A 12566-nucleotide genomic window follows, 5' to 3' on the forward strand; every position below is an offset into this window, starting at 1 on the left:
TAATGATCGTCCGGTTCGGATTCGTCGCCATGAGTATGATTCTTGAGAATGCTTCACCATCTCGGACGATGACATTTGCGAGCTTTAATAAGTTGAATGATCGAGAAGCCGGCATACGGAAAATGGAGCGGATCGCAGAGGATAATCTGCGGAGCACGCTTCGTATTATGAAACATGCTAATGCGCATGACATCCACATGTATCGATTCTCGTCAAAGCTTATCCCGCTTGCTACCCACGGTGATCTTGCAGATTGGGATCCGTTTGTTGTGCTTCGTCCTACGATGAAGGAGCTTGGCGACTATGCGATTAAGACAGGGATGAGGACCTCGTTCCATCCCGATCATTTTTGCGTATTCAGCACGAATCGGCCAGAAGTTCTGGTGAATTCCGAGCGTGATCTCGATTATCATATCCGGATGCTTGAGGCAATGGAGCTTCCCGAGACCGTGAAATGCAATATTCATATGGGTGGAGCTTATGGCGATAAAAAGCTGTCCAGTGAGCGATTTATCGAGCAGTTTGGTGCATTATCGCCTCGGTACAAGCATCGGGTTACGCTGGAGAACGACGATAAGACATTTAATGTTCGGGAAACGCTGGCAGCAGCGGAAGCCGTCGGCGTGCCGATGGTGCTGGACATTCATCATCATGCCGTCAACAGCGGCGATGTATCGATGGACGAGCTGTCTGCTGGCTTATGGCCGCGGATTGCACGTACCTGGAAGCTGGAAGAGGAGCGCCTTGGGCTAGAAGAAGGTGCACTTCCGCCGAAAATTCATGCTTCGAGTCCCAAAAGTCTCTCGGATCCTCGCGGTCATGCAGAGTTTCTGGAGCCGGAGCCGCTTGTACAGTTTCTTCGAAGCGTTGCATCGATAACGCCAAGGATTGATTGCATGCTTGAAGCCAAGAGCAAGGATGCCGCTCTGCTCAAGCTGATGGAGGATTTGAAGGAAAGGGCCGCGCAGGAAGACGGGATCCGGATTCTTGATGGCGGAACCATTGAGATCGAGCCATAATCGTTAGCACCGTCAAGGTAACTCCTTGAATTCTAAGTGTTTATAAGTTTTGTCTTATAAATAAGCTTTAGAATTCTCCGGAATGAAACGCATCACGCCGTCAGAAGATGGCGGAGAGCGTTTCACCTTAGGCGGTGTTATTTTATGCAGGTACATAATTCAGATGCATCCAGAGACTTCAGAAAGCGGTGAAACGAAAGTGTTGGAGTGGATTCTTCTCGCGCTGCTTGGTGTTGTTGCAGCGATGTTTGGAAGTATCGTGGGTCTTGGCGGCGGCATTATTATCGTCCCAGTGCTGATGCTCCTCGGATCGCAGCTCACGGGCGATGAGATCAGCCATGCGACTGCCGTAGGTACATCGCTCACGATGCTGATTGTAACAGCACTTGCCTCAACCCTAAGCTATGCGAAGAAGAAACTGGTCGATTTCCGCAGCGGCTGGTTGTTTTTTATCACTAGCGGGCCAGCTGCGATGATTGGATCTGCTTTGACCAGCCGATTTCAAGGCGCTGCATTCTCGCTTTCGTTCGGCGTATTCATGCTGCTCATGGCAGGTCTGTTAATTGCTAAGGATTATTTGAAACCGATCACCCGGGAGTGGCCAATCAAACGGACCATAGTGGATGCAAAAGGGCAGGAGCATACATACAGCTATGCAATGCTTCCGGCACTCGGGATTGGTTTTGCTGTCGGGTTAATTTCGGGTTTGTTTGGGATTGGCGGCGGTTCTTTATTTGTTCCTCTTATGGTGCTGTTGTTCCGCTTCCCACCGCATACGGCTACCGCTACATCTATGTTTGTGATCTTCCTTTCTTCTATTCTTGGGAGCGGGATGCATGGCTTTCTTGGCGAAATCAATTATTGGATTGTTTTGGCTTTAGTACCGGGTGCATGGATAGGCGGCAAGCTTGGGGCCATGATTGCTAGCCGCATGAGCGGAAAGGGTCTGCTCTGGCTGCTGCGCATCACGCTGTTGCTGCTGGCTGGCCAATTGATATACGAAGGTTTGACGAAGCTTTAACACTAGGTTAATATTTTTAAAATATAGGAAGTGTAAGATTTCACTATACTGAGCTCATATTTCATTCGTGAAGTGTACGCTGCTCTTCCTAAAGATGACGTAATCACTTGTGTGAAACTTGCATAGGAAGTCATACGTATAAGTTACAAACATACAATTAAAGCATTCATTAAATTATGACGAGAGTAGAGTGATGGACTGTGACTGTAGGTGATCAGCAGGGCACCGTCGTCGGAGGCAAAAGCTTCGCCGCCGTGGCGATCAACTGTGCGGCTAAAGCGGGAGAATGGATAAAGTCTAAGCTAGGAAATTATGAGAAGCTTGATATAAAGTATTCGGCACATGATTTGGTGACAGAAGTGGATAAAGGCTCGGAAACGCTGATAAAACGTCTAGTGCTGACACATTTCCCTCATCATTCGTTCCTGGGTGAAGAGGGTGTTGAGCCAGGGCCGGAGGCATCCGCGCGTGCATTGGAAGAATTAAGCGATGCCGAGTATCTATGGATTGTTGACCCGATTGACGGGACAACCAATTTTGTACATGGTTTTCCGTTCTTTGTAGTATCGATTGCCCTTGCCCATAAAGGTGAGGTTATTCTAGGCGTTGTGTATGATCCGATGCGGGATGAGCTGTTTATTGCCGAAAAGGGCAAAGGCGCTTATGTACATGGCAAACGGATGAGTGTGTCTGGTGAGGATACACTGAAGACGAGCTTGATTGCAACGGGCTTCCCGGCAGATGCAGAATATGCACTGCCGCTGAATATGAAGGGATTGCAAGCAATGGCGCCGCAAGTGCGTAACATTCGTTCAGGAGGTTCTGCTGCCCTTCATATGGCATATGTCGCTGCCGGACGCCTTAGCGGCTTCTGGGAGATTGGTCTGAACAGCTGGGACCTCGCAGCAGGTGCATTACTGGTACAGGAATCCGGCGGTATCGTAACCGATACGTTGGGTGGAACGTACAATCTCGGTGTCCGCCATGTCGTAGCTTCGAATGGAAAGGTACATCAGCCATTCCTTGAGGCGCTTGCGAAGGCGGAGGCAGTGAAATAATAGGTGCTTAAATGGACATTATGTATTGATTTGGAATCAGCCTCAAATGAATAGAGTCAGTACAAAAACCGGCTATCGGCGATAGCCGGTTTTTTAGCGTTTCATGGAATTTGTAAGGATATGTATTTGATAGATTAGTTTTTCTGCATGGTATATCATACTAATTAGAAATTATCGTATTTTGGCACATGTGAGGGTGGGATGAATTAGGCGATGAGTTTGAATATATGGGGGATCATGATGAATCGTTACGCGGTAAAGAAGACAATAGCAATTGTGCTAGTCTTCGCAATAGTAGTAGGCTTGCTGCCGACAGCGGGTCTCGGTGCGTTTGCAGGTAAGGCATTTGCAAGCGGTGGTACGGATGCATTGGATGGCTTGTCTTGGGTAGCGAAGCCGTCAGGCTCAACCGATCCTACGGATTCGTTCCGTACGGCGGCTTACGGCAACGGAACGATTGTTGCAGCTGGTACACCGCCAATGCCGTTTCCGGGTAGTAATGGCGGCTATATGCATAGTGGAATTTTGTACGGGACCTCCACGACTGGAGTGGAATGGACAACTCTAACAAATAAAGCCATTTACAATGAGTACGAGGTTAAGACAAACCCGAACAAAGAACACGAGAGAGATCACGAGATTAGAAGTTTGGTATCTGGCGGTCCTCTTAATTTTGTAGGCGTAGGATATGCTCAATATATTATGTATGGTCAACAGAGCTATCTTGGGAGGATCATGACTTCGGATGACGGGGTTAATTGGAAGCTGATTAAGCCTCCCGGCGAGTCAGGAATGACTCTGTATGGCGTCTCGTATGGAGACTCAGGATATGTAGCAGTCGGGGCAAGCAATGATATTAATTTTAATCAGACGCAAGCGATTCTGACTTCGACTGACGGGTCAACATGGTCGCAGTCAGCTTCGCCGGGCAGCGGAGCGCTTAATGCAGTTGCATTTGGCGGAAGAACCTATGTCGCGGTCGGCAGTGGAGGGGCGATTCTAAGTTCGACGGATGGTGTGAACTGGACGCCGCAAACCTCAGGCGTGTCTACGACACTTCGAGGTATTACATATGGCAATGGTTTATTCGTTGCGGTTGGAAGCAGCGGCAAGATTCTTACGTCTTCGAACGGAGTAAATTGGACTGCAAGCACTCCTCCGGTGAGCGGCACGTTCTATGGCGCCGCATATGGCGACGGCACGTATGTAGTCGTTGGCGGCAATGGTACGATTCTTAGTTCTCCGGATGGGCAGAACTGGCAGCAGCGTTCGAGCGGCACAACAGCTGTCTTGTATGGAGCGGCGTATGTGAATGGAGAGTTCATGGCGCTCGGAGCGAACGGCACTATACTTATGGCACAGCATAGGCTTACTTATACGGCAGGCTCGAATGGTACGATTAGCGGCAGCGCAGTACAAGGCGTCCGCACAGGAGGAAGCGGTACTGATGTAACGGCCGTCGGGAATACGGGTTACCATTTCGTTGATTGGAGCGATGGCAATACGGATGTAATGCGTAAGGACGACGACATTACTGGCGATCTTAGCGTAACTGCTAATTTTGAGATTAACGTTTACGATCTTAAGTATGAAGCGGGAGCGAACGGAAGTGTTACGGGAATTACGACTCAACAGGTAACCCACGGCGGGAACGCATCCACCGTAACGGCAGCAGCAAATCCAGACTATCACTTCGTAAGCTGGAGCGATGGCGATACGAATGCAAGCCGAACGGACAGCAACGTAACAGGGGAGTTGAGCGTTACCGCGCAATTTGCGATTGACACTTATAAGCTCACCTATACGGCAAGTGCCGGGGGCAGTATTGACGGGCAAACATCGAAGGAGCAAATTGTAGAGGTCGGTTCGGATGGTCAGGCCGTAACGGCGACACCGGATACAGGCTATCATTTCACCGGGTGGAGTGATGGCGTGGAGACCGCGGCTCGTCCTGCGGATCGCAACGTCAGAACGGACAAAAGCGTAACAGCAAGCTTCGCGATTAATGAATACGCGCTGACTTATACGGCCGCGGAAGGCGGGAGGTTAACTGGCCAAACCACCCAAACGGTAACGTACGGCTCAAATGGCAGTGAGATTACTGCAATCCCGAATCAGGGTTACAGCTTTGTCGGCTGGAGTGATGGCGTTACGACCGCATCCCGCATGGATAGCGCAGTCATGTCCAGCAAAAACGTTACAGCACTGTTTTCAATCAATCAATACACATTAACCTACACGGCTGACACTGGAGGAAGCATTGATCAGAATGCCATTCAAACCGTAGATTACGGATCAGACGGTGTGTCGGTAACTGCTATAGCAAGCACAGGCTATCATTTTGTTGGCTGGAGCGATGGTGTGCTCACGGCATCTCGCCAAGATAAAAATGTCCAAGCAAACCTTGCGGTAACGGCGGAATTCGAACTTAATCAATACGACCTGATTTATACCGCGGGAGCGCATGGCACTCTGACCGGCATTGTTCATCAAACGCGGGAGCATAGCTCGGATGGAACGGAAATAAAGGCGGCAGGAGACGCAGGCTATCACTTCGTCCGTTGGAGTGACGGCGTGAATACGGCGAGCCGTACAGATTTGAACGTAACCGGCGATCTGAATGTCTCGGCAGAATTCGCAATCGACACGTTCAAGCTGACCTATTCTGCGGGAGCAGGGGGAAGCGTGACCGGAGCGGCAACTCAGGAAGTGAATTACGAAGCTGATGGAGCGGAAGTAAAAGCAGAACCGGCAATCGGCTATCATTTTATCGGCTGGAGCGACGGTATTCTAGTAAATACCCGTAAGGATACCCGGATCGTGGCTAACTTGAACGTCACGGCCAATTTTGAGATTAACGAATACTTCTTAACTTATTCGGCAGGCGATCATGGAACACTGACTGGTGATAATCTTCAAACGGTGCTTCATGGATCCGGGGGAACGGAAGTAACGGCGGCAGCAGACGCAGGCTATCACTTCGTACGTTGGAGTGACGGCGTGACGACGGCTAACCGTACAGATCTGAACGTAACCGGCGATCTGAATGTCTCGGCAGAATTCGCAATCGACACGTTCAAGCTGACCTATTCTGCAGGAGCAGGGGGAAGCGTGACCGGAGCGGCAACTCAGGAAGTGAATTACGAAGCTGATGGAGCGGAAGTAAAAGCAGAACCGGCAATCGGCTATCATTTTATCGGCTGGAGCGACGGTATTCTGGTGGATACCCGTAAGGATACCCGGATCGTGGCTGACTTGAACGTCACGGCTAATTTTGAGATTAACGAATATACGCTAACTTATACGGCAGGCCTGCATGGTACACTGACCGGTGATGCGGCCCAAATGGTGCTTCACAGCTCGGATGGGACGGAAGTAACGGCTGTTCCGGATGCTGGTTATCGGTTTGTCAGCTGGAGTGACGGAGTGGGAACCGCAACAAGAACGGATTTGGGGGTAAGCAGCAACCTGAATGTTACAGCTACCTTTACTGAAATTAGCAATAACAGCAGTGGAAGTAATCCAAAGCCGTCTTCTAATTTCGAGATCATCATTGACGGAAAATCTTTTAACCTAGGTGAGCTTAAGTCCTCTAATCGAGGAGAGCAATCGGTTTCAACCATTCATCTGAATGCGGATAAAGTGAAAGAGGTGCTTGCCTCCGCGGACCAGAAGGTTACAGTTGCTCTTCCAATCAAGACGGGATCGGATGTTGCAATTGGCGAGCTGTCCGGCGATGTCCTGCAGATGTTAATTCAGAAGCAAGCGATCTTACGGATCGAGACTGAGTATGCCGTTTACTCTCTGCCAATGGGTTCTATCAGTTACGAATCGATGGAGAATCTATTAATTGGCAACGTGAATGCCAAGGATGTTGTGATTAGCTTGGAAGTCAGCAAACCAACGACGGAAATGGCTTCATTGACCAAGGAAGCAGTCGAGCAAAATCATCTTACCCTGGCAGCACCACCTGTTAATTTCTCGGTATTTGTTTCTTATGGTGGCAAGAAAATCGAGCTTTCGACATTCGCCTCCTATGTCGAACGGATGATTGCCATTCCGGTGGGCACTCAGAATCCAGCCTTAACGGCAATTGTCGTGGAGCCGGACGGCTCTGTTCGGCCTGTGCCTACGAAGCAGGCCACGATTGAGGGCAAGCAGTACGCGGTTATCAATAGTCTTACGAACAGCTTGTATGCACTTGTAAGTAAGGCTGTTTCCTTCCCTGATGTCAACCATCATTGGGCGAAGAGCGCAGTAGAGGATATGGGGTCGCGGTTAATCGTTGGCGGGGCGGGAGAGGGGTTGTTCTACCCGAATAAAGCGATTACCCGTGCCGAGTTCGCTGCGATTATTGTACGCGCGCTGGGACTCCAATTGGAGAAGGGCATAGGCAGCTTCTCGGACGTGAAAACATCGGCTTGGTACTCCGCGGCTGTCCAGACTGCTTACTCGCATGAGCTCATTAACGGGTATACGGATGGCAGCTTCCATCCAAACGATAGCATTACCCGTGAACAGGCTATGAAGATTATAGCCAAAGCGATGGTATTAACGGGTATTCCAGCCGACCTTCAAGAGAGCAAAGTGAACGAGCTGATTAACGGGTTCTCGGATAAAGGAAGCATCTCGGTATGGGCTAAAAGTGGAATTGCGGCTTGCTTGCAAACCGGAATCGTATCCGGACAGAGTGCTTCGATTCTTGCACCTGCAGCAAAAATTACTAGGGCAGAGACTGCTGTACTAATTCAGCGGCTGCTAATGAAATCTAATCTGATCTAACAAAAAGAAGCTTCTCGTCCGATCTGGATGAGAAGCTTCTTTTGTTTACGCCTAGTTAGCAACCTTATTCCGATATTCCTGAGGCGTGATGCCAAAATGCTTTTTAAATAATTGAATAAAATAGCTTGGCTTCTGGTAGCCGAGCATGACCGAGATTTCATAGATTTTCTCATCGGTTTGGGCGAGCAGCTCAGCTGACTTCTCCATCCTGGCACGGAGTAAATATTCGCTGATGCCTTCCCCGGTCTCCATTTTATAAATTTTCGACAAGTAGGAAGGATTTAGATAAACATGAGTAGAGATGGAGTGAAGCGATGCCTGCTCCAAATGGCCATGAATAAACTCCTGGACTTTACGGATGATGCCCGAACGTGAATCCTTATCTTCACTATTAACCGACTTCTGATAGGAAGTTATGGATCGGCTTGTCCATGCACGCAAATCCTCAACGGAATTGATCGGACTGCCATTCGCGAAAGCGTGGAAATCATCGCCGATCATGTCAGAGAGCCATTTCTTGTTCTTGTGTGCTAATGCAGCAAGAGAGGCAGCGATAGAGAAATAGGCTTCCAGCACATGCTCTTGGGAACCACGCCATTCTTCTTCGATCTCCCGGAAAATCGCCTCGAGCTTGTCGTTTGCAATCTCCCATTGACCAAGCTCGAGCATCTGCAAGACGGATGGCGGGCGGTACAGCTCGCCGAGCAGCTGAGGGGCTCCGCGTGTAGGCTCTTTAGCGAGCGACACGAATAGGTCTCTCTCACCGCCGATGAACTGACGGAAGTTAGTGATGGAATTCTGATAGAGCGGGTTTACATCTTGTGGGAATGTGCCGCTTTTACTCGTTAGAATGGAGATGCCGACCTTGAGATAGGCCTTCACAACATGCTGCAGCTGGAAGGCATGGCTTTCGATCCAGCCGTCGAGGTCAGTCGGTATGGTTGAACCGACTTTGGCTTTTAAAAGACAGACAATAAACCCGTTCGAGTCCTTGCAATGCCACATATCCAGCTGATCCCCAAACACTTCTTCCGCCATATTGGATAGGGCATAATCAATGAGGGCCTCACTTTCTCCATCATCATACAGCCGATCCTCATCGTCTAACCGGAGCAGCAAGACATGGAACGGATCTCCCTCCTGGAAAGGGATCGAATAGGTTGCTAGCTTTTTGGACAAATGCTGCAGCGTTATCGATTGCTTGCCGCTTAAGAGATCAAGAAGCAAATACTCCCGCAGCTTAGGCAATTGTTCACGAAGGGAGTACATGGCTCGCTGCATAGAGCTGATCTCCAGCCATTCCTGCTCGAGTTCCTTAATTGCCCTTCGGACCGAAGTGAGAAGCTCATCATCAGATGCGGGCTTTAGTAAGTAATCAGTGGATTTCAACTTCAGTGCCTGCTTCGTATATTCAAAATCGGAATACCCGGAGAGCAGGATGCATTTCGTATGCTTCCAGTTCTGTTTAATTTCCTGAATAAGCTCAAGTCCCGTCATGCCAGGCATCCGGATATCGGTAATGACGACATCAATTGCGTGTACATGCATCAGCTCGATCGCTTCAGGACCGGAATAAGCTTTATGTACGACATCGATCCCGGCCTCATCCCATGGCAGCATATCTGCAAGATCATCTGCCAGTATGGATTGGTCATCTACTATAAGAAGTTGGCGCATGTTAAGTTCCTCCTAAAAAGAATTGTGAAGCAATTCTTACTTCGTAAGCATAGGCTTAAAGAATTGTGAAGCAATTCTTACTTCGTAAGCATAGGCTTAAAGAATTGTGAAGCAATTCTTGCATCGTAAGCATAGGCCTAAAATGAATTGTTTGTTTCATTTGGCCAATACAGCTCAACGGTAAGTCCGCCGTCATCACCTCGGTAGAGTCGTACGCCAGCTTCTTGTCCATATTGGAGCAGCATACGCTGGCGTGTATTCCATAACGCGCAGCCCTTATCCTCGGTAGGAGGCATGGACATTTGCAGCTTCAACTGGACGAGCTGTTCCTCGGTAACACCAATGCCGTTATCTGTGACGGTAATGAGGTTGTAGCGGTCATTTTGCGAGCCTGTAATTTGGACTTCGCCAGTACCGATAGGCTCCAAACCGTGCACAACGGCATTTTCTACAATTGGCTGCAGGATTAGTCTTGGGATTTCAAGTTCTTCCATTGCCTCTGGAATCGTAATGACATAGGTCATATCCTGGACATTCATTGCTTGGATAGCAAGATAGCTTTTGACAAGATCCACTTCTTCGCGCAAGTAGGCCAGCTGTCTCTCGGATCTGGTTGTATAACGGTAATAACGGCTGAGATGAAGAGCAAGCTCCATAACCGATTCTTTCTCTCCTAGTCTCGTTAAGCTGCGAATGAGAGAGAAGCAATTATAGAGGAAATGCGGATTGATCTGGGACTGTAATTGCTTCAGGTTAGCATCTCTTGAACGGATCTGTTCGAGATAGACGTTCTGAATCAGCTGCTCGATCTGGACAGCCATATCGTTGAAGCTGACGAGCAGGAAGTGAAACTCGTTATTTGGATGGAAGACTTTAAGCTTCGGATATTCACCTTTCTTCAGCTTCTTCACACCGCGGATAAGCTCACGGATGGGTACCTGGACATTTGTGAAGAGGATATAGGCCGCAATCGTACTGCCGATAAGTAAAAATACGATGCAGATATAGAAGAGATTGCTGTTTGTTGTAATCGGTCTGACAACATCATCAATCGGCAAATAATCAAACAGATACCAGCCCAGCTCGGGCATGTATACGCTATTCACGGTATATTCGGTTCCGTTCAGTTTAATCCGGTTGTACTGGGCATGCGACAGCTTGTTTAAATTAATTTTAGAGAGAAGCGTTTGCTGAAGCTCTCTATCAGAGCCGTTCACGGCTAATATTTGCTGGTCAGGTGAAACGAAGAAGGCATCTCCTTTGCCGCCTTGCTTAAAGCGTTCAAGGGCTTTCACTAATTCATCTGCCGCAAAGCTGACCTCTACGACCAGACCGGCTTTCTCGGATGAACTGTCGTAGGGCTCGCTCAGAAATCGGACAAATCTCGGGTTGTGCTGGTAATAGGGGGCGACATTCTCGGTATATTTCCATACCTTTGAATAGTTTTTGGTGACTAGCTCTTTATCGTATTCCAGATGGAAGTCGGTTGAGACGAAGGTGTTGGTAGCCGGCGCATAGATGCTTATCGTTGTATCCCACGGGGAAGAGGCGTTAATGAGCCGGAGCTTGTCGGCAATCCGGATCTTCTGATCGGTTTGTTCATATAAGGTGGCGATTTCCAGAAACTCGAGGGTGCGAACGTTAATATCTTCTGTGATCATGAGGCCGCTCCTCGCAAGCTGGCTTGCCGTCTCATCGGTTTTGTCGGCGAAATAGGACAAGTCTTTATGCATGGAGATTTCAACTTCATTCATCACAACATCCATACTTGTTTTATTCGAGTACCAATAGAGTAAGATAATCGGAATGAGCAGCAAAACGATGATGCCGACTATTTTTGTAAACGTATTCATTCGCAGCGACATACTTGTTCGTCTCCCCGCATCAAAGTGGATGAAAACAAAAGAAATGGGTATCGTTCTAAAATCATTGGCGCAGACTTGCTGATTCCCCGATTGCTATACTTACTATACATCATGATGAAACTCTGTCAATCGACAAAAAGAACAGCGGAAAGGACAATGGGGATGGGGACAACAACAAAGGCGATAGCCCGTAATGAGGTCATTAGAGAGAGCACTGAAAAAACTAAAGCAAGAGGTTTCCTGAAAAGGACATGGCCGCTGCATCTCATGCTGCTTCCGGCAGTCATCTTGCAATTTATCTTTGTGTACGTACCTCTCGGGGGATTGGTAATCGCTTTTCAAGATTATAAACCTTACGATGGTATTTTCCATTCCAAGTGGGTTGGGCTTGAGCATTTCAAGTTTATGTTCGATTATCCGGACATTCAGCAAGTCATTACAAACACAGCGTTTATCGCTTGCTTGAAGATTATTTGCGGCATTATCGTGCCGTTTATCTTCGCGCTTCTGCTAAACGAAGTGAACTTTAATCCATTCAAACGTACTGTTCAAACCCTGGTCTATTTGCCATACTTCATTTCCTGGGTATTCCTCGGCGGGATCTTGAACGATATGCTGGCTTCGGATGGGATCATTAACTCTGTGCTGCATGATTGGTTCGGGGTGAAAGAATCGATCCTGTTCCTCGGGGACGGAGATTGGTTCCGATTCGTCGTTGTACTTAGTGATGTATGGCAGCAATTTGGTTACGGTACAATCGTCTACTTAGCAGCGCTTGCGGGGGTTAATCCATCCCTTTACGAGGCAGCAGAGGTCGATGGCGCCACACGTTGGAAGCAAACCTGGCATGTTACGATTCCTTCGCTCTTGCCAATCGTAATTGTTGTAGGTACGCTTGCACTTGGTAATATTTTGAACGCAGGCTTTGACCAAATCTTCAACTTGTATAATCCGCTAGTCTACGATAAAGGCGATATCATTGATACTTTCGTTTATCGGACGGGTATTTTGAACGGGCAGTACAGCTTGGCGACAGCAGTCGGCATATTCAAATCACTCATTGGTTTCGTGCTCATTATTGTTGGCTATAAGCTTGCTCATAAATATGCGGATTATAAAATCTTCTAGAAAGGGGTACCTGCGT

Annotated in this window: 7 protein-coding genes; 5 read left to right on the forward strand and 2 right to left on the reverse strand. The window is 48.4% G+C overall.

Annotation, left to right across the window (positions count from 1 at the left end; translation table 11 throughout):
- The first annotated feature begins 2 nt into the window (after window positions 1-2).
- The 4 genes from uvsE (at window position 3) to AB4Y93_RS17995 (ending at window position 7880) form a co-directional block, all read left to right on the forward strand.
- On the forward strand, window positions 3-1019 hold the full coding sequence (gene uvsE, locus AB4Y93_RS17980; RefSeq protein ID WP_441894238.1) for a UV DNA damage repair endonuclease UvsE: 1017 nt from the start codon (window positions 3-5) through the stop codon (window positions 1017-1019).
- 163 nt (window positions 1020-1182) lie between these two features.
- Complete coding sequence (locus AB4Y93_RS17985) at window positions 1183-2040, forward strand: sulfite exporter TauE/SafE family protein (RefSeq protein WP_441894370.1); 858 nt, start codon at window positions 1183-1185, stop codon at window positions 2038-2040.
- A gap of 200 nt (window positions 2041-2240) precedes the next feature.
- On the forward strand, window positions 2241-3098 hold the full coding sequence (locus AB4Y93_RS17990) for an inositol monophosphatase family protein (RefSeq protein ID WP_441894239.1): 858 nt from the start codon (window positions 2241-2243) through the stop codon (window positions 3096-3098).
- A gap of 213 nt (window positions 3099-3311) precedes the next feature.
- Window positions 3312-7880 carry an InlB B-repeat-containing protein gene (locus AB4Y93_RS17995; protein WP_441894240.1) on the forward strand — a complete coding sequence of 1523 codons (4569 nt, stop codon included), beginning with the start codon at window positions 3312-3314 and terminating at the stop codon, window positions 7878-7880.
- A gap of 51 nt (window positions 7881-7931) precedes the next feature.
- On the opposite strand, the gene AB4Y93_RS18000 is transcribed toward AB4Y93_RS17995, so the two are convergent.
- Together AB4Y93_RS18000 and AB4Y93_RS18005 are read right to left on the reverse strand one after the other, a co-directional pair.
- A complete protein-coding gene (locus AB4Y93_RS18000) occupies window positions 7932-9557 on the reverse strand; it encodes a response regulator transcription factor (protein ID WP_441894241.1) in 1626 nt (541 codons plus the stop codon).
- Between the two features lie 137 nt (window positions 9558-9694).
- Window positions 9695-11422 carry a sensor histidine kinase gene (locus tag AB4Y93_RS18005; RefSeq protein WP_441894242.1) on the reverse strand — a complete coding sequence of 576 codons (1728 nt, stop codon included), beginning with the start codon at window positions 11420-11422 and terminating at the stop codon, window positions 9695-9697.
- Between the two features lie 162 nt (window positions 11423-11584).
- On the opposite strand from AB4Y93_RS18005, the gene AB4Y93_RS18010 reads away from it, so the two are divergent.
- Window positions 11585-12550, forward strand: coding sequence for an ABC transporter permease (locus AB4Y93_RS18010; protein ID WP_441894243.1), 966 nt, complete (start codon window positions 11585-11587; stop codon window positions 12548-12550).
- Window positions 12551-12566: the final 16 nt, after the last annotated feature.

The organism is Paenibacillus sp. YAF4_2, assembly GCF_052113225.1.
Taxonomy (GTDB): domain Bacteria; phylum Bacillota; class Bacilli; order Paenibacillales; family Paenibacillaceae; genus Pristimantibacillus.

Coding starts and splice junctions, on each gene's coding strand:
- AB4Y93_RS17995 (WP_441894240.1), top strand. CDS start 3,312: ATGAGTTTGAATATATGGGGGATCATGATGAATCGTTACGCGGTAAAG.
- AB4Y93_RS18005 (WP_441894242.1), bottom strand. CDS start 11,422: ATGTCGCTGCGAATGAATACGTTTACAAAAATAGTCGGCATCATCGTT.
- AB4Y93_RS17985 (WP_441894370.1), top strand. CDS start 1,183: ATGCATCCAGAGACTTCAGAAAGCGGTGAAACGAAAGTGTTGGAGTGG.
- AB4Y93_RS18000 (WP_441894241.1), bottom strand. CDS start 9,557: ATGCGCCAACTTCTTATAGTAGATGACCAATCCATACTGGCAGATGAT.
- AB4Y93_RS18010 (WP_441894243.1), top strand. CDS start 11,585: ATGGGGACAACAACAAAGGCGATAGCCCGTAATGAGGTCATTAGAGAG.
- uvsE (WP_441894238.1), top strand. CDS start 3: ATGATCGTCCGGTTCGGATTCGTCGCCATGAGTATGATTCTTGAGAAT.